The 17,682-nt window shown below is 62.3% G+C and carries 19 protein-coding genes; 10 read left to right on the forward strand and 9 right to left on the reverse strand.

Annotation, left to right across the window (positions count from 1 at the left end; translation table 11 throughout):
* Positions 1-113: 113 nt before the first annotated feature.
* Positions 114-1,091, reverse strand: a complete 978-nt coding sequence (locus X730_RS156180) for a UDP-glucuronic acid decarboxylase family protein (protein ID WP_023667815.1) — start codon at positions 1,089-1,091, stop codon at positions 114-116.
* Positions 1,092-1,270: 179 nt separating this feature from the next.
* On the reverse strand, positions 1,271-1,453 hold the full coding sequence (locus X730_RS1000000168115) for a hypothetical protein (protein ID WP_023667816.1): 183 nt from the start codon (positions 1,451-1,453) through the stop codon (positions 1,271-1,273).
* 102 nt (positions 1,454-1,555) lie between these two features.
* On the opposite strand from X730_RS1000000168115, the gene X730_RS156170 reads away from it, so the two are divergent.
* Both X730_RS156170 and X730_RS156165 read left to right on the forward strand, forming a co-directional pair.
* Positions 1,556-2,836, forward strand: a complete 1,281-nt coding sequence (locus tag X730_RS156170; RefSeq protein WP_023686926.1) for a nucleotide sugar dehydrogenase — start codon at positions 1,556-1,558, stop codon at positions 2,834-2,836.
* Between the two features lie 31 nt (positions 2,837-2,867).
* Positions 2,868-3,887 carry an NAD-dependent epimerase gene (locus tag X730_RS156165; protein ID WP_023834918.1) on the forward strand — a complete coding sequence of 340 codons (1,020 nt, stop codon included), beginning with the start codon at positions 2,868-2,870 and terminating at the stop codon, positions 3,885-3,887.
* Between the two features lie 70 nt (positions 3,888-3,957).
* On the opposite strand, the gene X730_RS156160 is transcribed toward X730_RS156165, so the two are convergent.
* Positions 3,958-4,854: an AraC family transcriptional regulator gene (locus X730_RS156160; protein ID WP_023667819.1), complete on the reverse strand. Its 897-nt coding sequence runs from the start codon at positions 4,852-4,854 to the stop codon at positions 3,958-3,960.
* Positions 4,855-5,001: 147 nt separating this feature from the next.
* Here X730_RS156160 and X730_RS156155 point away from each other — a divergent pair, with 147 nt between their 5' ends.
* Positions 5,002-5,727 (forward strand): SDR family oxidoreductase, encoded by a 726-nt coding sequence (locus tag X730_RS156155; protein WP_023682721.1) that lies wholly within the window; start codon positions 5,002-5,004, stop codon positions 5,725-5,727.
* Positions 5,728-5,795: 68 nt separating this feature from the next.
* Here the strand turns inward: X730_RS156155 and X730_RS1000000165955 are convergent, their stop codons facing one another.
* The 3 genes from X730_RS1000000165955 to X730_RS156140 all read right to left on the reverse strand — a co-directional run bounded on the left by X730_RS1000000165955 (position 5,796) and on the right by X730_RS156140 (position 7,948).
* Positions 5,796-6,041, reverse strand: coding sequence for a helix-turn-helix domain-containing protein (locus tag X730_RS1000000165955; RefSeq protein WP_081731529.1), 246 nt, complete (start codon positions 6,039-6,041; stop codon positions 5,796-5,798).
* Between the two features lie 22 nt (positions 6,042-6,063).
* On the reverse strand, positions 6,064-6,810 hold the full coding sequence (locus X730_RS156145) for an IclR family transcriptional regulator (protein ID WP_023825929.1): 747 nt from the start codon (positions 6,808-6,810) through the stop codon (positions 6,064-6,066).
* Between the two features lie 268 nt (positions 6,811-7,078).
* On the reverse strand, positions 7,079-7,948 hold the full coding sequence (locus X730_RS156140; RefSeq protein WP_023699850.1) for a helix-turn-helix domain-containing protein: 870 nt from the start codon (positions 7,946-7,948) through the stop codon (positions 7,079-7,081).
* 92 nt (positions 7,949-8,040) lie between these two features.
* On the opposite strand from X730_RS156140, the gene X730_RS156135 reads away from it, so the two are divergent.
* Both X730_RS156135 and X730_RS156130 read left to right on the forward strand, forming a co-directional pair.
* Positions 8,041-9,585, forward strand: coding sequence for a 4-hydroxyphenylacetate 3-hydroxylase N-terminal domain-containing protein (locus tag X730_RS156135; protein ID WP_023825931.1), 1,545 nt, complete (start codon positions 8,041-8,043; stop codon positions 9,583-9,585).
* Between the two features lie 6 nt (positions 9,586-9,591).
* Positions 9,592-10,101, forward strand: coding sequence for a flavin reductase (locus X730_RS156130; RefSeq protein WP_023692271.1), 510 nt, complete (start codon positions 9,592-9,594; stop codon positions 10,099-10,101).
* 10 nt (positions 10,102-10,111) lie between these two features.
* Here the strand turns inward: X730_RS156130 and hpaR are convergent, their stop codons facing one another.
* Positions 10,112-10,507, reverse strand: coding sequence for a homoprotocatechuate degradation operon regulator HpaR (hpaR, locus tag X730_RS156125; RefSeq protein ID WP_023695202.1), 396 nt, complete (start codon positions 10,505-10,507; stop codon positions 10,112-10,114).
* 201 nt (positions 10,508-10,708) lie between these two features.
* Here hpaR and X730_RS156120 point away from each other — a divergent pair, with 201 nt between their 5' ends.
* From X730_RS156120 to hpaH, 5 genes are read left to right on the forward strand one after another with little or no spacing between them, the layout of a single operon-like run.
* Positions 10,709-11,095, forward strand: a complete 387-nt coding sequence (locus X730_RS156120) for a 5-carboxymethyl-2-hydroxymuconate Delta-isomerase (protein ID WP_023825932.1) — start codon at positions 10,709-10,711, stop codon at positions 11,093-11,095.
* An 11-nt stretch (positions 11,096-11,106) separates the two neighbouring features.
* Positions 11,107-12,624: a 5-carboxymethyl-2-hydroxymuconate semialdehyde dehydrogenase gene (gene hpaE / locus X730_RS156115; RefSeq protein WP_023667828.1), complete on the forward strand. Its 1,518-nt coding sequence runs from the start codon at positions 11,107-11,109 to the stop codon at positions 12,622-12,624.
* A gap of 14 nt (positions 12,625-12,638) precedes the next feature.
* Complete coding sequence (hpaD, locus tag X730_RS156110) at positions 12,639-13,619, forward strand: 3,4-dihydroxyphenylacetate 2,3-dioxygenase (RefSeq protein ID WP_023667829.1); 981 nt, start codon at positions 12,639-12,641, stop codon at positions 13,617-13,619.
* A gap of 29 nt (positions 13,620-13,648) precedes the next feature.
* Positions 13,649-14,524 carry a fumarylacetoacetate hydrolase family protein gene (locus tag X730_RS156105; protein WP_023825933.1) on the forward strand — a complete coding sequence of 292 codons (876 nt, stop codon included), beginning with the start codon at positions 13,649-13,651 and terminating at the stop codon, positions 14,522-14,524.
* Complete coding sequence (gene hpaH, locus X730_RS0133415; protein ID WP_031196750.1) at positions 14,518-15,327, forward strand: 2-oxo-hept-4-ene-1,7-dioate hydratase; 810 nt, start codon at positions 14,518-14,520, stop codon at positions 15,325-15,327. The genes X730_RS156105 and hpaH overlap by 7 nt, the downstream gene beginning before the upstream one ends.
* A 17-nt stretch (positions 15,328-15,344) precedes the next feature.
* On the opposite strand, the gene X730_RS156100 is transcribed toward hpaH, so the two are convergent.
* Positions 15,345-16,376, reverse strand: coding sequence for a phosphotransferase (locus X730_RS156100; RefSeq protein WP_023825934.1), 1,032 nt, complete (start codon positions 16,374-16,376; stop codon positions 15,345-15,347).
* Positions 16,373-17,680 carry an aminotransferase class III-fold pyridoxal phosphate-dependent enzyme gene (locus tag X730_RS156095; RefSeq protein ID WP_023825935.1) on the reverse strand — a complete coding sequence of 436 codons (1,308 nt, stop codon included), beginning with the start codon at positions 17,678-17,680 and terminating at the stop codon, positions 16,373-16,375. Before X730_RS156095 ends, X730_RS156100 begins: the two co-directional genes overlap by 4 nt.
* Positions 17,681-17,682: the final 2 nt, after the last annotated feature.

Consider the following 17,682-nt stretch of genomic DNA (forward strand, 5'->3'; position numbering starts at 1 on the left):
AGCTTAAAATAATTAGAATTCGAAAAACTTCAAGCCTACCGGAGTCGACTGCAAAAGGCGTCGCTACCACGACGGTGATCGGTCAGACTTGACGGTTGCACTGCGGTGCCGGGTCAAGGCGAGTTTGTGGAAACCTTCGGCAGCAGGGCTTTGAAATAGTCGATCGTCTGTTGCAGCCCGGCTTCTAAAGTCACCGTCGGCTCCCAGCCGACAAGCCTTTTGGCAAGGGTGATATCGGGCTGGCGGTGCCGCGGATCGTCTTGCGGAAGATCGCGGTAAATTATATCCGAACCTGATCCGGTCATCTGCGTCGTCAGTTCGGCCAAGCGCCTGATCGTTACTTCCCTTGGATTGCCGATGTTTACTGGACCGGTCACCTCCGGCCCCGTATCCATGAGGCGCAGCATGCCGCTCACCAGGTCGTCGACGTAGCAAAACGACCTTGTCTGTGAGCCGTCGCCGAAAATGGTTATCGGTTCACCACGAAGCGCCTGCACGATGAAATTTGAGACAACCCTGCCGTCTGCCGGGTGCATGCGCGGCCCGAACGTATTGAAAATCCGCGCGACCTTGACCCACAAGCCATGTTGTCGGTGATAGTCGAAGAACAGCGTTTCGGCGCAGCGTTTGCCTTCATCGTAGCATGAGCGCGGCCCGATCGGGTTTACATTGCCCCAGTAACTCTCGGGCTGCGGATGCACAGACGCGTCACCATAGACCTCACTGGTGGAGGCCTGAAAGACTTTGCATTTCAGCCGCTTTGCCAATCCAAGAACATTGATGGCGCCGTGCACGGCGGTCTTGATCGTCTGAACCGGGTCGTACTGGTAGTGAACAGGCGAGGCCGGACACGCCAGGTTGTAAATCTCATCGACTTCGACGTAGAGCGGAAAGGTCACGTCATGGCGCATGAATTCGAAGCGGGGATGCTTGGCCAAATGGTCGATATTGCGCTTTGATCCGGTGAAAAGGTTGTCGACACACAAGATTTCGTCGCCTCGTTCCAACAGGCGGTCAATAAGATGCGAGCCGATAAACCCTGCGCCCCCGGTAACGAGAATGCGTCTGCGGCTGTCATAGAGTCTGGCCAATTTCTGCTCCCAGGCAAATGCTGATCGACCAGATATCGGTCGCCACACGCAGGATACGACGTGTCCGCAGCCAATGCACAAGGACCAAACTGAAATTTCGCAGATCCGCTCGGTGCCGATGCGAATTCCGATCCCGGCATTTGGTTTGATCAGAAGGCACGATTGAGGCCGATAGTGGCCTATGGATTGGCAGCAGAGAATATCAGCCCTGTCGTCAGGGCCGCCGCTGCGTAGATGGCCGGCAGAACCTGACGGTTCACCCCAATCCGCAGCAGAGAGTGGCTCGAAACCCGGTCCTGCTGGATTTTATCCACAACATCGATGGCATCGGCGGATGGCAACATGAAAATGGCAACGACCATTTTTCGTGAGACATTCCTCTTCGCGATAGAGCATCGTTGAATTGGCCAACAGCCTGCCATACAAGCACGTCGGCTCAACAGGTGGCTCGAGGAACCCCACGGATGTCCGAACGCATTGCAGTTATCGGCCTGGGTTATGTCGGCCTGCCGGTAGCCATTGCCTTTGGGAAGGTTTTCCCCGGCACCATAGCTTTTGACATCAGCGAGCGTCGGATCGGGGAATTGCGTGGCGGCGTCGATCGTACGGGGGAAGTTGACGCAACGGCGCTCAAGGAGACCTCGATAGGGCTGACCACCGACCGGGAGATGTTGAAAGGCGCTACTTTCTTCATCGTTGCCGTGCCAACCCCTATCGACGCAAATCGCGCTCCCGATCTAGCTTCTTTGAAACTGGCGTCCGAACTCGTCGGCGAGGCGGTGAGCAAAGGCGCCGTCGTCGTTTTTGAGTCGACAGTCTATCCAGGTGTGACCGAAGATTTCTGTGGGCCGATCATCGAGCAGGTTTCCGGCCTGCGACATCCCCGCGACTTTGCCCTCGGCTATTCGCCCGAACGCGCCAACCCCGGCGATCGAGAACACTCGCTGCAAAAGATCGTCAAAGTCGTCTCCGGCGAGAATAACGAGACGCTGGAGCGCGTCGCGAACGTTTATGGCCGTATCATCGATGCCGGCGTCTACCGCGCCCCGTCGATCAAGGTGGCCGAGGCAGCGAAGGTTATCGAGAACACCCAGCGCGATCTGAACATCGCGCTGATGAACGAACTGGCAATGATCTTCGAGCGGCTCGATATCCGGACGCAGGATGTTCTTGATGCTGCGTCGACGAAATGGAACTTCCTTCCCTTCAAACCGGGGTTCGTCGGCGGCCACTGCATCAGCGTCGATCCATATTATTTGACCGCCAAGGCCGAGGCCGAAGGTTACCATCCGCAGATCATCCTCGCCGGACGTCGCATCAATGACGGCATGGGGGCCTTCGTCGCCCAGCAGGTTGTCAAACGGCTGATTGGTTCTGACACGCCCGTCAAAGGGGCTTCTGTCGGCATTCTCGGGCTGACATTCAAGGAGGACGTGCCGGATTTGCGCAACAGCCGCGTTTTCGACATGGTCAAGGAACTAAGGCAGTTCGGAATTGTCCCCAAAGTCCATGATCCCCTTGCCGATGTCGAAACCGCTCGGCGTGATCACGGCGAAACAATCCTGCCGCTCGATGAGATAAACGATTTGCAGGCGCTTGTTCTGGCGGTGCCTCACAGGCAATATCTCACCAACGAAAGAGCGCGTCTTTTTCAAATGATCAGGCCGGGGGGGACACTGTTCGATGTCAAGTCGGCCATCAAGCCCAATGAAGTTCCCGACAACATAAAATACTGGAGCTTGTAAAGCTCGCCTGAAATTAACGCTAGGATATGCAGTGACATCAAGCAGGCCGATACTGATCACCGGCGCAGCCGGGTTCATAGGGTTTCATCTTTGCCTGAGGCTGCTTGCCGAAGGACGCCAGGTTATCGGCCTCGACTCCATGAACGAGTATTATGACGTCAGCCTGAAGCAGGCTCGTCTCGAGCGGCTGAAAGCGTTTTCGAATTTTTGTTTCGAGCATGCCGATCTCACGGAGCGGGACCGTATTTCGGAGCTCTTCCTCTCGGCCGCGCCGGAGGTTGTCGTCAATCTCGCGGCGCAAGCCGGCGTACGCTATTCGATCAGCAATCCGCACGCCTATGTGGAAAGCAACCTCAGCGGCTTTGTCAACATCCTGGAAGGATGCCGGCAGGCCTCCGTCGGCCATCTGGTCTATGCATCGTCGAGTTCGATTTATGGCGGCAGCACCCGCATGCCGTTTTCCGTGCACGATCCGGCGGACCATCCGCTCAGCCTTTACGCCGCAAGCAAGAAGGCGAACGAGCTGATGGCGCACACATACAGCCATCTGTTTCGACTGCCGACCACCGGGCTGCGTTTTTTCACCGTCTATGGTCCGTGGGGGCGGCCGGACATGGCGCTGTTCATCTTCGCCAAGGCTATCCTCGCCGGCGAGCCGATCGAGGTCTTCAACTATGGCAACATGCAGCGGGATTTCACCTATATCGACGACATTGTCGAAGGTATTATCCGCGTCATGCAGCAACCCGCGACACCCAATCCTGAGTGGAAAAGTGTCGCGCCAGACCCAGCGACCAGCAACGCCCCGTTCAGGATTCACAACATCGGCGGCAATTCGCCCGTTCAACTGAACCGATTGATCGAGGTGCTCGAAGACGCGCTGGGACGCAAGGCAAACCGCAACCTCAGGCCACTTCAGCCAGGCGACGTTCCGGCAACTTTCGCCAATGTCAGCTCGCTCGAGGAGGCGACCGGCTTCAAGCCCAAAATCCCGATCGAAATAGGGGTTCCGCGCTTTGTCGAATGGTACCGGGAGTTCTACCGAGCATGATCGGACGCTTCGCCACTTGGAGGCGGCTGGCTCCTGACCAGCCATGGCTGGCGCATGCCGCTCGGAAAACTCAATAAGCCGCAGCCGAACTGGGTGTTGCCTGAAGGCGGTCAATATCTTTCCGGGGCGGCGCACCGAACAGGCGACGATATTCTCGGCTGAACTGCGAAGGGCTGTCATAGCCCACCGCGAACCCGGCCGTGCCTGCGTTTGCGCCGCCGGCAAGCATAATCCTTCGCGCCTCCTGCAGGCGCAGCTGCTTCTGGTATTCGAGCGGGGTCATGCGCGTAATCGCCTTGAAATGGGCATGAAGGGACGACGCGCTCATGCCTGATGCCGCCGCAATCTCTTCGATGCGCAGTTGTGCCTGGAAATGATTGCGGATCGTGGCGATGGCGCGGCTGACCTGGTTCAGGTGGCTGTCCACCGACGCCATCTGGCGAAGCGTGTCACCGTGCGGTCCGGTGAGGAGCCGGTAAAGGATTTCGCGTTCGATCAGCGGCGCCAGCACGGTGACGCTCTCGGGGCGATCGAGCAGCCTGACAAGCCGACAGGCGGCATCAATCAGGTCGGGGTCACTTGGATAGGCAGCTAACACCGGCAGATCCCTGCTGGGGGATGCACGTCCTTCTTTCACAAGCAGTTCGGCCAGCGCGGTGGAATCAAAATCTATCTTGCAACAGAGGTAGGGCGCCGCCGGGCTCGCCTCCAACACATGCCCGACCAGCGGCAGGTCGACCGAGACGAGCAGGTAGCTCGATGCGTCATAGACCACGCTCTGGTCGGCCAGCGAGACGCGCTTCGATCCTTGGGCGATTATGCAAAGCGACGCCTCGTAGACCGCAGGCACGGGTGCACTGGGCTGGTTGGCGCGAATGAGCGACAGCCGCGGCACCGCAGTGCCGGCCATGCCAGATTTCGGCGCAAAGCGGGTGATCAGCTCGGCGAGTTCATTGATTTTCTCCATGCCGCATAAATCTTCATGGCGCGAAATGTTGCAAGGCATTTCGAGTTCATTTGGAGGATCGTGCAAACTCTTTGGACGATCACGCTACCGGCCTTTGCCGGTTCGCGCCATCTATCTCCCCGTCGCCGCAGCGAAAAAGGAACGATCATGACGGGACTTAAAGACAAGGTTGTACTCATCACCGGCGCCTCCAGCGGCATCGGCGAAGCGACGGTTCGGGAACTTGCCGGTGCCGGCGCCAGACTGTTCATCGGGGCCCGCCGCACCGAGCGGCTCAAGGCGCTGGCCGCAGAAATAGGCAAAGGCGTCGCGTGGCGCGAACTCGACGTGACTGACGCGGCGAATTTCGACGCCTTTGCCGATGCCGCTCATGCCGAATTCGGGCAGATCGATGTGCTGGTCAACAATGCCGGCGTCATGCCGCTGTCGCCGCTTGCCGCGCTGAAGCGCGATGAGTGGTCTCGCATGATCAATGTCAACATCGGCGGCGTGCTGAACGGGATCGCCGCGGTGCTGCCGCGCTTCGTCGCCCAGAAGAATGGGCATATCGTCAATGTCGCCTCGGTCGGCGCGCATATCGTGCTGCCCACCGCGGCGGTCTATTGCGGCACGAAATATGCCGTCTGGGCAATCACCGAGGGGCTGCGGCAGGAGCATGACGACATCCGCGCCACGATCATCTCCCCCGGAGTGACCGCAACCGAACTGGGCGACGATATCAGCGATCCTCAGGTCGCCACGGCTCTGAAAGAATGGCGGCAGAAGTCGCTCACACCGGACGCCATTGCACGGGCGATCCGTTTTGCGCTTGATCAACCCGATGGCGTCGACGTCAACGAAGTGATCGTGCGGCCAACCGCTGCCAATATGTAGAACTTGCTGCCGGATGCCGGCTTTCGGCGAGCTAGGGCGCTCTCCGAGATCGGCAAACGGCCCACCCCTTAATGCACCCGCCCCCAGCCTCTGGCGCAACTCCCGCGGGCCACATCGTACCGGCTCTCGAACGCGCGCGAAAAATGCGCACTCGAATTGAACCCGCAAGCAAAGGCGATTTCCGAGATCGTGGGCGACGCTCGGGCGGGCGACAACAATTCTTCCTTGCTGCGCTCCAGCCGCCTGTCCCAGACGAAGCGTTCCGGTCTCGCGGCAAGGCCGGTGCGCCGCTGGGAACTTAACCCGCTAATCATCTCCCCTGCGACGGTAGAGATGTCAGGCTTCGCCGGCCAGGCGCGCTGAAATCAGCCGCACCGCCTGGATCACCGCTTCGCCCTGGCTGGCCGCCATGCTGTCATCGGCGCGTGACACAGGCGAGGCCACCGCGAGCGCACCGAGAGGACGCCCATCGGAGCCGAGGATTGCCGCGGCTATGCTGTGCACGCCTTCTTCATAGCCTTGGGAGCTCGAGGAATAGCCGCGCTTGGCGGCAAGCCGGATCGCCTTCATCAGCCTGTCGGGCTGCGTCACCGTGTGTGGCGTGAAGGTCGGCAACGGCTTGTCGACATAGGCCTCGGCCGCTTCCCGAGGCGAAGCGGCGAGAAAGGCGATGCCGGAGGCGGTGCCGTGCAAGGGCAGCACCTGGCCGACATCGACATTGACCCGGTTGGCCTTTGCCGACAGCTCGACATGGACCGTCAGCAGTGCGCCGGCGCTGAATTCCGACAGATGCACCGTTTCGCCGGTTTCCAGCGCCAGCTCGCGAACCACAGGTGCTGCCACGCGCACGAAGGGAAAATGCGCGTCGCGAAACCGGGCCAGCCGCGACAGGCCGGCGCCGAGCCGGTAGCGGCGGCTTGCCGGCTCTTGTTCGATCAGGCGGTGGTCGGCCAGCGCCATCAGCAGGCGCCGCGCCGTCGCCTTGTCGAGGCCGGTTTTGCGGGCGAGCTCGGACAGGCCGATCTCCGGTTCGCCGAGCGTGAACTGTTCCAACAGCGATATCGCTTTGCCGACTGTGCTCATCGTGCGTCCTCAAGATACTTCGCATGGGACGGAAGCCAATCCACCTTGCAGTCCGCTCATAGCACATAAAATGGTGGTTCAAATAACGAACCGTTTGGAAGCGACAAAAAACACCAGCAAGTTTCGCGGCGACATCAATCTCGATGCGCCGCGCCGTGCGCGGGGTGATGCTGCGCGGCAACACCTATCAACAGGTGGATCAACTCGGCGGCGCTGCGCCTGGCCGGCGTGTCGGCCCAAACGCCTGATCCTGGCCGGCGCGGAAGCTTCAACTCTGCCCCAGCTGCGCGCGGCGCCAGGCGGCGGGCGCCTGGCCAACCCGCTCCCGGAAGAAGCGTGAGAAATAGGCCGGATCTTCGAAGCCGATTTCGTAGGCGATGTCCTCGACGGTGCGCACGGTGAACAGCAGCAACCGCTTGGCCTCCAGCAACCGTCGCTCGCCCATGAGCCGCTTGACGCCGCTGCCAAGCACCGTATGGGCGGCCTTGTCGAGAAGATGCGGTGTCGTGGCCAGCGCCCCGACGTAGCGGTCGACGGGCCAGTTGTCGCGGAAATGCGCATCGACCAGACGGCGCAAGCCGCGCGCCAATGCAGCATCGGAAGAACCGGTGGCATCCTTCACCTCGGGACCAAGGCGCGCGATGTGCGAGAGCGCGACGGCGATCAGCGCCGGCAGGGTCTTGTCACTGCCGGCCTGCGCCTCGGCATATTCGGCGGCGATCATCTCCAGCACCGCCGCCAGCCTTTTCCACGCGACGTGCTGAGGAAGGCTATCGGCAAAGACCGGCCGGTCCAATGGCAGCAGGCTGTGAGCGGCTATTGCCGCAAGCGCATCATCGGCGACCGAAACGACGATGGCGTCGGTGCCGGGCCCGATCGAGAAGCCATGCACGATGGTGCTCGGCACGAAGCTGACGGCCGGTGCCGAAAAGTCCCAGGATTGGTCTTCGATGCGGTAGGTGCCGGAGCCGCTGGTCCAGTAGGTGATCTGGCCCATTTGCGGATGCTTGTGCGCGGCAACCTGGCCGAGATGAATGTTGCTGCGCGCAAGCACCGTCTCGACATGCAGGAAGCCGACATCGAGCGGCCGCACCGGCTCGCCATAGACAAAGAAATCAGGAATGGAATTGAGGCTCATTGCGCCGGAAAAAGTCCAATCGGTTTTGCCGTTACGTCCTAACCGATCCTTGCCAGGAGCGCTAGAGTTGATGCCATAAGTGGAGGAACATCATGCGATCGGAAGACTTTCGTGCCGACAATGGGCGCCCGTTCACCGGGGCCGAGTATCTGGAGAGCTTGCGCGACGGCCGCGAGGTCTACATCAACGGCGAGCGCATTGCCGATGTCACCACCCATCCGGCGATGCGCAATTCGGCGCGGTCGCTGGCGCGCCTCTATGATGCGCTGCACGATCCCAAGCGGCAGGGCACGCTGACCTCGCCTACCGATACCGCTTCGGGCGGCTACACCCACAAATATTTCCGCGTCGCCAAATCCTCCGGCGAACTCGCGGCCCAGCAGACCGCGATCGCCGAGTGGTCACGCATGTCCTATGGCTGGATGGGCCGCACGCCCGATTACAAGGCGGCACTGATGAACACGCTCGGCGCCAATGCCGACTGGTACGGCCCGTTCAAGGACAATGCGCTCGCCTGGCACAAGCGTGCGCAGGAAGCCGTGCTGTTCATGAACCACGCCATCGTCAACCCGCCGATCGACCGCCACAAGCCGGCCGAACAGGTGAAGGATGTCTTCGTCCACATCACCAAGGAGACCGACGCCGGCATCTATGTCTCCGGCGCCAAGGTGGTGGCGACGTCCTCGGCGCTGACCCACTACAATTTCCTGGCGCAGAGTTCGGCGACGGTCACCGAAGATCCGTCGCTGTCGGTCATGTTCATCGTGCCGATGAATGCGCCGGGGGTAAAGATGTTCTGCCGCGTCTCCTATGAGCAGACGGCCAACACGGCGGCGGCTCCGTTCGACTATCCGTTGTCGTCGCGCTTCGACGAGAACGATGCCATCCTGGTGCTCGACAATGTCTTCATCCCCTGGGAGGACGTGCTGGTGCTGCGCGAGGCGCAGAAAATCCTGTCCTTCCATCCGGCTTCGGGCTTCATGCATGGCTATTGCTTCCAGGGCTGCACACGCTTTGCCGTCAAGCTCGACTTCCTCGCCGGCCTGCTGGCAAAGGCGCTGCGCGCCACCGGCGGCGATGCCTTCCGCGGCAACCAGGCGGCGCTGGGCGAGGTGATCGCGCTCAGGCACATGTTCTGGAGCTTCTCCAACGCCATGGCCTACAATCCGATCCCCTGGGCGAATGGCGCTGTCCTGCCCAACCTGGAAGCAGCCCTTGCCTACCGGACTTTCATGTCGGAAGCCTATCCGCGCGTCATCGACACGGTGCGCCGGGTGATCGCTTCTGGGTTGATCTACCTGCCGTCATCAGTGCGCGACTTCAACAATCCCGAGATCGACAAATACCTTGCGCAATATGTGCGCGGTTCCAACGACATGGGCCATGTCGAGCGCATCAAGATCATGAAACTGTTGTGGGACGCGACCGGCACCGAGTTCGGCGGCCGCCACGCGCTCTACGAACTCAACTATGCCGGTGCGCCGGAAGAGGTGCGGCTGCAGGTGCTGAAGGGCGCCGAACGCGGCGGCCGGCTGAAGGCCATGGAAGAACTGGTCGACACCTGCATGGCCGACTATGACGAGAACGGCTGGACGGGAGATACCTGGCTCAATCCGCTCGCTTCTACGGCCGGGTGATGTCAGATGGCCACGCAGATTTCGAAGGCCGATTTCCGCGACGCCATGGCAAGGGTCTGCGCGCCGGTCAACATCGTCACGACAGATGGTCCGGCCGGGCGCGGCGGCTTCACCGCCACCGCCATGTGCAGTGTGTCGGACGAACCGCCGACACTGCTGGTGTGCATGAACGGCCGCTCGACGCAGGCCGCCATGTTCCTCGCCAACCGGCGCTTCTGCGTCAACGTGCTGACGCATGACCATATGCACCTGGCCGGCAAGTTCGCCGGCGCGACCAGGGACATGGAGGCACGCTATTCGGCGGCGCGCTGGCAAACGCTGGCCTCAGGCACGCCGGCGCTGTCCGATGCGATCGTCAATTTCGATTGCGAGATCGAGGATGTGCACATAGTCGGCACGCATAATGTCATGATCGGCCGCGTTATCGACGTCAGGCACGGCAGCGGCGGCTCGGCGCTGCTTTATGTCGACCGCAATTACACGCAGCCGACGCGGCTTGGCAGCTTTGGCGGCTGAGCGGGAGCAGTCAGTTCTCGCCGGCGATCAGGCTCTCCAGCAGATCGAGCAATTGCTCGAGCCTCTCATGTCCGAAGCGCTGTTCGATGTCGCGGTAGATGACGAGGCGTTCCGGCGACAAGGCATCGATAAGGGCGGAACCCGCCGGGGCGATCGTCAGCACGACACGGCGGCCATCGCCTTCCGCCTTGTTGCGGGTGATGAATTTTCGGCCCTCGAGCGTCTTGATGATGCGTGTCAGGCTGGGCGGCAGCACCGAAGCGCGATCGGCAAGTTCCGTCGCCTCGACAGGGCCGGCCTCGCTCAGAACGCGCAGCACGCGCCATTGCTGTTCGGTCACGTCATGCGCCGCCAGCATTGGACGAAACCGCGCCATCACCACTTCGCGGGCATGGAGCAGCGCCATCGGCAGAGAACGACGGGTGTTTTCAGGCAGCAAGAAGCAGCGTCCCCAATGATGCGGGCGGTCGGCGGGACCGCACGCCAAAACCTGACCTTTCCATCCCGTATCGTCGCCTCAACTTGGATGCAAGGCTTGACTTCAGTGATGCTGCATGTAATTAACGCGTTAACTACAGCAGTGGAACAATCCGGGGAACGAGACGCGGTGCCTCACTTTTCCATCGAGTATTCGGCCAACCTCGATGCCAAGGTCGACATGAGCGAATTGTGCGCGCTGGTGTTGCGTACCGTGCTCGGCACCGGGCTGTTCGAAACCGGCGCGGTGCGGGTGCGGGCCTTCCGCGCGGAAGCCTATGCCGTCGCCGACAGCCTGCCGGAAAACGCTTTCCTCGACATGTCGTTTCGCATTGGAACCGGGCGCAGCGCCCAGGACAAGAAACGAACCGGGGAGGCGGTCTTCGCCGCGGTGAGCGAATACCTTGGCCCCCTGTTCGAGACCCCGCATTTCGCTCTTTCCCTGGAGATCAGGGAGATCGACCCGGTCCTGAGCTGGAAGAAAAACGCAATCCATCCGCGACTGCGCGGCAAGTGACGGAAGCTGATATGTCCGACCTCGAAGGCAATCTGAAAAAGGCCGAGGCCTATCTGGCCCGTTTCAAGCGCGACGGCGTGCTGAACCAGATCGGCGGCGAAGCGGTGCCGGCGGTGGATGGCTCGACCTTCGAGAGCATGTCGCCGGTCGATCTCAAGCCGCTGGCCAAGGTCGCGCGTGGCAGTGCCGCCGATATCGACCGCGCCGCCAAGGCGGCAAAGGCGGCGTTCCCGGCCTGGGCCGCCATGCCGGGCGACGGGCGCAAGAAGCTGCTGCACAAGATAGCCGATGCGATCGAAGCGCGCGCCGAGGAGATCGCCTTCGTCGAGTGCATGGACACCGGCCAGGCGCTGAAATTCATGGCCAAGGCCGCGCTGCGCGGCGCCGAGAATTTCCGCTTCTTCGCCGACCGCGCGCCGGAAGCGCGCGACGGCGAGACGCTGCGCACGACAGGCCAGGTCAACATCACCACGCGCGTGCCGATCGGCCCGGTCGGCATCATCACGCCGTGGAACACGCCGTTCATGCTGTCGACATGGAAGATCGCGCCGGCGCTGGCGGCAGGCTGCACCGTCGTCCACAAGCCGGCCGAATTTTCGCCGCTGACCGCTCGCCTGCTGGTCGAGATCGCCGAGGAGGCCGGCCTGCCGAAAGGCGTGTGGAACCTGGTCAACGGCCTCGGCGAGCACGCCGGCAAGGCGCTGACCGAGCACCCTGACATCAAGGCGATCGGTTTTGTCGGTGAGAGCCGCACCGGCTCGATGATCATGAAACAGGGCGCCGATACGCTGAAGCGCGTGCATTTCGAACTGGGCGGGAAGAACCCGGTGATCGTCTTCGCCGACGCCGATCTCGAACGTGCGGCGGATGCGGCCGTGTTCATGATCTACTCGCTCAACGGCGAACGCTGCACCTCATCGTCGCGGCTGCTGGTCGAAGCCTCGGTCTACGACACATTCACGGATCTGGTCGCGGAGAAGGCAAAGCGCATCAAGGTTGGCCATCCGCTCGATCCCAAAACGGTGGTCGGTCCGCTGATCCATCCGGTGCACGAGGAAAAGGTGCTGTCCTATATCGAGATCGGCAAATCGGAAGGTGCGGTGGTAGCCGCCGGCGGCGGCAAGTTCGCCGGTCCGGGCGGTGGCTGCTATGTCAGCCCGACGCTGTTTACCGGCGCCACCAACAGGATGCGCATTGCCCAGGAAGAGATTTTCGGGCCGGTGCTGACTGCCATTTCCTTCAAGGACGAGGCCGAAGCGCTGGCGCTGGCCAACGACACCCAATACGGCCTGACCGGCTATCTCTGGACGTCGGATGTTACCCGCGCCTTCCGCTTCACCGATGCGCTGGACGCCGGCATGATCTGGGTCAATTCGGAGAATGTGCGGCATTTGCCGACGCCGTTTGGCGGCGTCAAGAATTCCGGCATCGGCCGCGACGGCGGCGACCATTCCTTCGATTTCTACATGGAGACGAAGAACATCGCCTTCGCCACTTCAGCGCACGCGATCCAGAAACTCGGCGGCTGACCGGAGGACATCGGATGCCACTGCCCAAACCAAACCTCTATCCCGCCTTCAACATCGTGCGCCTCAGCCATGTCGAACTGGCGGTCACCGACCTTGCGAAATCCCGCGCCTTCTATGTCGACACGCTCGGCCTGCAGGTTACCGACGAGACATCGGAAGCCATCTATCTAAGGGCGTTGGAAGAGCGCGGACACCACTGCATCGTGCTGAAGAAGGCCGGCAGCGCCGAAGCCCGCGATCTCGGCTTCAAGGTTTTTTCGGATGAGGATCTCGACAAGGCCGAGCATTTCTTCAAGGCAAAAGGCCTGCCGGTCGAGTGGGTCGAGCGACCGTACCAGTCGCGCACCTTCCGCACCCGCGACCCGCACGGCATTCCGCTCGAGTTCTTTGCCCAAATGGAAAGGCTGCCGCCGATTCATCAGAAATATGCGCTCTACAAGGGCGTGAAGCCGCTGCGCATCGACCACTTCAACTGCTTCTCGCCCAATGTCGACGAGTCCGTCGCCTTCTACAACGAGCTTGGCTTCCGCGTCACCGAATACACCGAGGATGCCAGTAGCGGAAAGCTGTGGGCGGCCTGGACGCACCGCAAGGGCGGTGTCCACGACATCGCCTTCACCAACGGTGTGGGTCCGCGCCTGCATCACGTCGCCTTCTGGGTGCCGACACCGCTCAACATCATCGACCTGCTCGATCTGATGGCGACGACCGGTTACCTCGCAAACATCGAGCGCGGCCCAGGCCGGCATGGCATTTCCAACGCCTTCTTCCTTTATGTCCGCGACCCGGACAATCACCGCATCGAGATCTATTGCTCGGACTACCAGACGGTCGATCCGGATCTGGAGCCGATCAAATGGGACCTCAAGGACCCGCAGCGCCAGACGCTATGGGGCGCGCCGGCGCCGAAAAGCTGGTTCGAGGAGGGCAGCACCTTTGCCGGCGCGGCCGCACGCCAACCGGATTTGACGGCGTCGCCGATCATCGCACCGTGACCACAGACGCGAACCTGACGGAGACCGGGATGACTGCACATGGGCGGCTCGCCACCTTCACCGTCGGCGGCAAGACGCGCTATGGCGTGGTCACAGATAAGGGCGTCGTCGACCTGTCGGCGCGGCACAGCCAGTGGCCGACGCTGCGCGAAGTGATCGAGGCCGGCGTGCTACGGCGGCTGGCGGAAGAGGCCGAAGCCTACGCCGTCGATTTTCCAGTCGGCGCCATCGCTTATGAAATCCCTGTGCCGTCGCCGGAAAAGATCATCTGCGTCGGCGTCAACTACCCGGACCGCAACGAAGAGTACAAAGACGGCCAGGCCGCGCCTTCGAACCCGTCGCTGTTCATCCGCTTCCCTCGCTCCTTCGTCGGCCACCACGCGCCACTGGTGCGGCCGCCGGAATCGCCGCAGCTGGATTATGAGGGCGAGATCGTCATCGTCATCGGCAAGGGTGGACGACGCATCGCCGAGAGGGATGCGCTTGACCATATCGCGGCACTATCCCTGTGCAACGAAGGCACCATTCGCGATTGGGTACGGCACGCCAAGTTCAACGTCACGCAGGGCAAGAATTTCGACCGCACCGGCTCGCTCGGTCCGTGGCTGGTGCCGTTCACCGACGAGGCGCAGATTGCCGACATCGCGCTGACCACCCGCGTCAATGGCGAATTGCGCCAGCAGGACCGCACCAGCCGGATGATCTTCTCGTTCCGCAAGATCATCGCCTATGTCTCCACCTTCACCACGCTGGTGCCAGGCGATATCATCGTCACCGGTACGCCGACCGGCGCCGGCGCCCGCTTCGACCCGCCGATCTGGCTGAAACCGGGCGACGTGATCGAAGTCGAAGCCGACGGCATCGGCGTGCTCCGCAACGGCGTCGTCGACGAGGTAGCATCGTGACCCCCGAGCAAGCTGAAGATGCCGCGGCAAGGCTGTTCGAAGCCGAGCGTTCGCGCCGCCAGATCCGTCTGCTCAGCCTCGATTTTCCCGACGCGACGATGGAGGATGCCTATCGCGTCCAGGCAGCGCTGGTGAAACGCAAGACCGATGCCGGGCTGACCCCGAAGGGCTGGAAGATCGGCCTGACATCGAAGGCGATGCAATATGCGCTCGCCATCGACACGCCGGATTCGGGCGTGCTGTTCGACGACATGTTCTTCAACGACGGCGCGACGATACCCGTCGGCCGCTTCATCCAGCCGCGCGTCGAGGCCGAGATAGCCTTCGTCATGAAGGCGCCGCTGAGGGGCCCAGGCGTGACCATCTTCGACGTGCTCAACGCCACCGATTATATCACGCCGGCGCTCGAAATCCTCGACACGCGCATCGAACGCGTCAATGCCGAGACAAAGAAGGCGCGCACTTTCTTCGATACGATTTCCGACAACGCCGCCAATGCCGGCATTGTCATCGGCGGCCGGCCGCAACGACCCGATGAAGCCGATATGCGCTGGATCGGCGCCATCGTCTCGCGCAATGCGGAGGTCGAGGAGACCGGGCTTGGCGCCGGCGTGCTCAACCATCCCGCGATGGGCATTGCCTGGCTGGCGGACAGGCTCGCCCGCTACGGCATGTCCATCGCGGCCGGCGAGGTGGTGATGTCCGGATCGTTCGTGCGCCCGGTCGAGGCGCGGCCCGGCGATACGATCGTCGCCGACTTCGGCAGCTCGGGAACGGTCAGTATCCATTTCGCCAAGAGCTGACGGCTCTCATAGGCTCGTCAGTTGGGCTGTTCGCCGCGCAAGTAGTCAATCACCACATCGGCTGCGATGGTCGACATGCGCAAGCCGACATCCCTGGTGATGTCGCCTTCGACGCGGCTTTGCACCCAGCCAAGAAACGCGAAGGCACGCAAGGCGGCGAATAGAGGCAATGCGGCGATGTCCTGCGGGGTCAGCGCACGCTCTTGCTGGTAGCCGTCAAGCAAAGCGGTTTCGATCAGCGGGTAGATCGCCTCCTCGCGGTTCTGGTAGAGGGCGACGGCAAGGTCGTACATGTGCCAGCCATGGCCGCAATCGTCGAAGTCGATGATGCGTACGGCACGGTCATGGATGAGCACGTTCTCGCGCACCAGATCGGCGTGGATGATGCCGAAATTGCGCGCGCTGCGCTCATGTTCCGACAGCGCCTTCACTGCCTTGTCGCGCGCCTGCAAGACCAGCGCGCGGCGAGGACCATCGAGAAAGGGCGAGGTCTCGAACCGGCCCCAGACCGGGTTCGCACCGAAGAAGCCGTCGAAGTCCCAGGCATGGCGGGCGAAGCCCGCGGGCGGCGTCCACGAGGCAGTGACATTGTGCATATGGGCGATGGTCCGCCCGATCGCCGTGAAGATCTGGATCGACTGGTCGGCCGTGTAGGCCAGTGGCACGCCGCGTGCGCCCACGGCGCGGCCCTCCAGCCAGCTCAGGCAATCGGCCTGCCGGGGCTGCGCCGAGGTGGCCGTGCTGACAAGCACGAACGGATCGCCGGCCTGTGTTGCGACGCAAGACGGCGTGGCGACGCCGGCGGATTGCAGGAAGCCCATCCATTGCAGTTCCGAACGCAGCGCGGCGTCCGTGTGGTAGCCGAGCCGGTGGATGCGCATGGCTGCCGGCTGGCCATCCGGCAGCCGCACGCGGAAGACGGCGTTCTCGCGGTGCTTCAGAAGTTCCGGCTCAGAGTTGCGGACGCCCCAATGTTCGAGCGCACGCCTGGCGAGCTCCGTGACATCGGCTGCCGTTTCGGGCTCGCATTGGGTGGAAACAGAATTCACGCCGGCACTCCCCCGACTTCGCCCAGCACCTCGTCCAGCAGGCCGATCAGGAAGTCGGCATTGTCGCGCGAGAACGGCATGGGCGGGCGGATCTTGAGCACATTGCCGTGGATGCCGGTCTTGCCCATCAGCACGCCGCGATGGCGCATGCGATTGGCGACCTGCTCGGCAATGTCGGGCGCCGGTTCGCGCGTGTCGCGGTCGTGGACCAGCTCGGCGCCGAAGAACAGTCCGGCCCCCCTGACCTCGCCGATGCACTCATGCCGATCGGCCAGCGGGCGCAGCAGGCCAAGCGCACAGGCACCGACGTCTTGCGCGTTGGCGACAAGGTTTTCCTGTTCGATGACGTCGAGGACGGCATTGGCGACTGCGCAGGAGACCGGGTTGCCGCCAAAGGTGTTGAAGTAGCGGAAAGCGTCGCGGAAGGTCGCCAGTATCTCTTTGGTGGTGACCACGGCCGCGATCGGATGGCCATTGCCCATCGGCTTGCCCATGGTGACGATGTCGGGGACGAAGCCGGCGCGCTGATGGCCCCAGAAATGGCTGCCGGTGCGGCCGAAGCCGGGCTGCACTTCGTCGGCGATGACCAGACCACCGGCTTCGCGCACGGCCCCCAAGGCGTCGTCGAAAAATCCGGTGGGCAGAGCCGGGAAACCTTCATTGGCGAGCAGCGGACACAAGATGATGCCAGACAGGCCAATGCCATCCTGTGCCAGCGAGGCGATCGCTTGACGCACGGCGTCGCCAAAGGCCTTGCCATTGGCCATCGCATCGGGATGGCGATAGCTGTCGGGGGCCGGCACCAGCCTGACATGGGGGGCGCGGCCGCGGATCGGAGGCATGCGCGTGCTGAGCTGCGAAACCGCAGCCGTGTTGCCATGATAGGTGGCGTCGGTGGCGATGATGCCCATATTGCCGGAGGCGGCCTGCGCCATGCGCAGCGCGATGTCGTTGGCCTCGCTGCCGGTGCAGGTCAGGATTGCGGTGGCGAGGCTTGCATCGAAGGTCGCCGTCAGCCGCTCGACATAGTCGAGAATTGCGGTGTGCAGATAGCGTGTGTGGGTGTTGAGCAGGCTTGCCTGACGGCACAAGGCCTCGACCACATGCGGGTGGCAATGGCCGACATGGGCGACGTTGTTGTAGGCATCGAGATATTTGCGGCCGTCGGCATCGTAGAGCCAGACGCCTTCGCCGCGCACCAGGTGCACGGGCTCGTCGTAGAACAATTGCGATTTCGCGCCGAGCAGGCGGGCACGCCGCTTGACGAGCGCTTCCTCGCTCGGGTTCTTCTCAGATTGGGTCATTG

It is taken from the genome of Mesorhizobium sp. L103C131B0, assembly GCF_000502275.1.
Classification (GTDB): domain Bacteria; phylum Pseudomonadota; class Alphaproteobacteria; order Rhizobiales; family Rhizobiaceae; genus Mesorhizobium.

Coding starts and splice junctions, on each gene's coding strand:
- X730_RS1000000168115 (WP_023667816.1), bottom strand. CDS start 1,453: ATGGTCGTTGCCATTTTCATGTTGCCATCCGCCGATGCCATCGATGTT.
- X730_RS156170 (WP_023686926.1), top strand. CDS start 1,556: ATGTCCGAACGCATTGCAGTTATCGGCCTGGGTTATGTCGGCCTGCCG.
- X730_RS156160 (WP_023667819.1), bottom strand. CDS start 4,854: ATGGAGAAAATCAATGAACTCGCCGAGCTGATCACCCGCTTTGCGCCG.
- X730_RS156155 (WP_023682721.1), top strand. CDS start 5,002: ATGACGGGACTTAAAGACAAGGTTGTACTCATCACCGGCGCCTCCAGC.
- X730_RS1000000165955 (WP_081731529.1), bottom strand. CDS start 6,041: ATGATTAGCGGGTTAAGTTCCCAGCGGCGCACCGGCCTTGCCGCGAGA.
- X730_RS156145 (WP_023825929.1), bottom strand. CDS start 6,810: ATGAGCACAGTCGGCAAAGCGATATCGCTGTTGGAACAGTTCACGCTC.
- X730_RS156140 (WP_023699850.1), bottom strand. CDS start 7,948: ATGAGCCTCAATTCCATTCCTGATTTCTTTGTCTATGGCGAGCCGGTG.
- X730_RS156135 (WP_023825931.1), top strand. CDS start 8,041: ATGCGATCGGAAGACTTTCGTGCCGACAATGGGCGCCCGTTCACCGGG.
- X730_RS156130 (WP_023692271.1), top strand. CDS start 9,592: ATGGCCACGCAGATTTCGAAGGCCGATTTCCGCGACGCCATGGCAAGG.
- hpaR (WP_023695202.1), bottom strand. CDS start 10,507: ATGGCGCTGCTCCATGCCCGCGAAGTGGTGATGGCGCGGTTTCGTCCA.
- hpaE (WP_023667828.1), top strand. CDS start 11,107: ATGTCCGACCTCGAAGGCAATCTGAAAAAGGCCGAGGCCTATCTGGCC.
- hpaD (WP_023667829.1), top strand. CDS start 12,639: ATGCCACTGCCCAAACCAAACCTCTATCCCGCCTTCAACATCGTGCGC.
- X730_RS156105 (WP_023825933.1), top strand. CDS start 13,649: ATGACTGCACATGGGCGGCTCGCCACCTTCACCGTCGGCGGCAAGACG.
- X730_RS156095 (WP_023825935.1), bottom strand. CDS start 17,680: ATGACCCAATCTGAGAAGAACCCGAGCGAGGAAGCGCTCGTCAAGCGG.